Source organism: Promicromonospora sp. NPDC060271, assembly GCF_042726755.1.
In the GTDB taxonomy this organism is placed as follows: domain Bacteria; phylum Actinomycetota; class Actinomycetes; order Actinomycetales; family Cellulomonadaceae; genus Promicromonospora.
The window spans coordinates 1-1941 of record NZ_JBHXBG010000312.1 but is presented as its reverse complement, the minus strand read 5'-3'; the positions used below and the strand labels follow the sequence as shown (position 1 = coordinate 1941).

The 1941-nt window shown below is 67.1% G+C and carries 2 pseudogenes; both read right to left on the bottom strand.

Annotation, left to right across the window (positions count from 1 at the left end):
• Nucleotides 1-689: pseudogene (locus tag ACFWE2_RS25285) on the bottom strand (ABC transporter substrate-binding protein); the annotation flags it as partial.
• Between the two features lie 99 nt (nt 690-788).
• Nucleotides 789-1941 (bottom strand): annotated as a pseudogene (locus ACFWE2_RS25280) (ABC transporter substrate-binding protein); the annotation flags it as partial.

The following is a 1941-nucleotide window of genomic DNA, read 5'->3' as shown; positions in this document are numbered from 1 at the left end:
TTGCCGTCCCAGTCCTTGAACAGCGACAGGGCGTACGTCGGCTTGCCGTTGTCGGCCTTGGGGTGGGCGTCCTGCATCTCCTTGAGCACCGGCAGGAGGTCCTCGAGGGTGCCGACCTCGGGGTAGCCGGCCTCTGCGTAGTAGTCCCAGCGCAGGTAGGCACCGGACGCCGGGTCGATCGGGTCGGCCGGCTGGGTCGGGTCGAGGGAAGAGACCTCGGCCGGGAACCCGTAGACGCCGTCCTTGCCCTCGTTGAGCTTCTGGACCGCCGGGTCGTACCTGCCCACGTTCGTCATGGAGTCGTAGTAGGGGGACGCGTCGATGATGAGACCGCCCTCGGTCAGCTCGTCGAGCTGCTGGCCCTTGCCGACGATGACGAGGTCGCCGAGCTCACCACCGGCGACGCGGGTGTTGTAGAGCGTGTCACCGCCGCCCGCGACGTTCGGGGCGAGGATGTTCAGCTCCATGTTGAACTTGTCCTTGACGAGCTTGCCGAACCAGCCGCCCTGGATGCCCTGGTAGTTGGCCGTGGCGGAGAAGACGTCGATGGTGAGGGGCTCGGCCTTGGACCAGTCCTGGTCGACGGAGGCCTTCGCCTCCTCCTCGGGTGCGGCTCCTGTGCATGCCGCCAGGGACAGCGCCCCGAGCAGCGGAGCCACGAGCATCGCGATGGCCTTGTGTGATCTCATGACACTCCCTTGTGTGATGACGATGGTTGAGCACACGGCCGGTCCGGGAGAGACCCCGGACCGGCCGTGCTTCGTGCCGTCGTGGAACGCCGCTGGTCGTCAGCCGAACTCCTTGGCGACCGCCTCCTGGGCGGCGACCTTCGCCTCGGCGTTGGCCAGGTCGAACTCGAGGACCTTCTCGTAGCCCAGGCCGTTCGCCGTCTCCTGCATGGTGGCGAGCAGGCTCTCGAACTCGGCGTCGTCCTTGGCGAAGGCCATCTTCCAGGAGTGCTCCACGATCGTGGCCTTGACCTGGTTGCGCAGGGTCTCGATCTCGGAGGTGTCCGCCGGGGTGGTGAAGCTCGCGCCCGGTGCGACCAGCAGCTTGTCGTTGGACTGCAGGTACTCCATGGTCGTCTTGGCCCCGCCCATGTGCTCGGACCAGTCCTCCAGCAGCGGGTTCATCGCGGTCTTCTGGTAGCTCGGCCAGAGCTGGTAGTTGTACGGGTAGCCCGTTCGCGGGTCCTCGCCGTTCTGCAGGACGCCGCTGACGTTCAGGGTCGAGCCGCCGTCCCGGTACGTGCCGCCGCCGAACTCGTCCGGCATCTTCGCGTCGCCGCCCTCCAGGATGGCTTCCTTGCCGAAGTCGGTGAGCTCCGGCCCGTCAGGCCCGTCCTTCCAGGTCAGTCCCTCGGGACCGGCACCCTTGTTGTCGGAGAAGTTGGCCTCGACGCCCTCCGGCGAGTAGAGCCAGTCGATGAACGCCGCCATGCGAGCCGGGTCCTCGGCCTTCGAGCCGATGCCGAAGATCAGGTTGTCGCCGTACACCTGGGCGCCGCGGGAGAGGACCTTCAGGTCCTGCATCGGGGCGACCATGAAGCCCTTGCCGTCGGCCATGTTCTTCTGGGTGTTGTACGCCTGCTGGCCCAGCCACGGCCACCAGGAGAGCAGGACCTGGCCGGCCTGGTACTTGGCGAACATCGTGTCGTAGTTCTGCGTGGTCGACTCGGGGTCGACCAGGCCCATCTGGTTCGCCTCGTAGTAGAACCTCAGCGCCCGGACGTACTCCGAGTCGGGATCGAGGACGCCGTGGTAGTCCGAGCCGTCCGCCTTCGCCTCGGCGAAGCCCGTGTGCTCGTACCCGGAGAGGGCCGGCGGCTGCCCGGCCATGGCCATCATGTTGCCGTCCCAGTCCTTGAACAGCGACAGGGCGTACGTCGGCTTGCCGTTGTCGGCCTTGGGGTGGGCGTCCTGCATCTCCTTGAGCACCGGC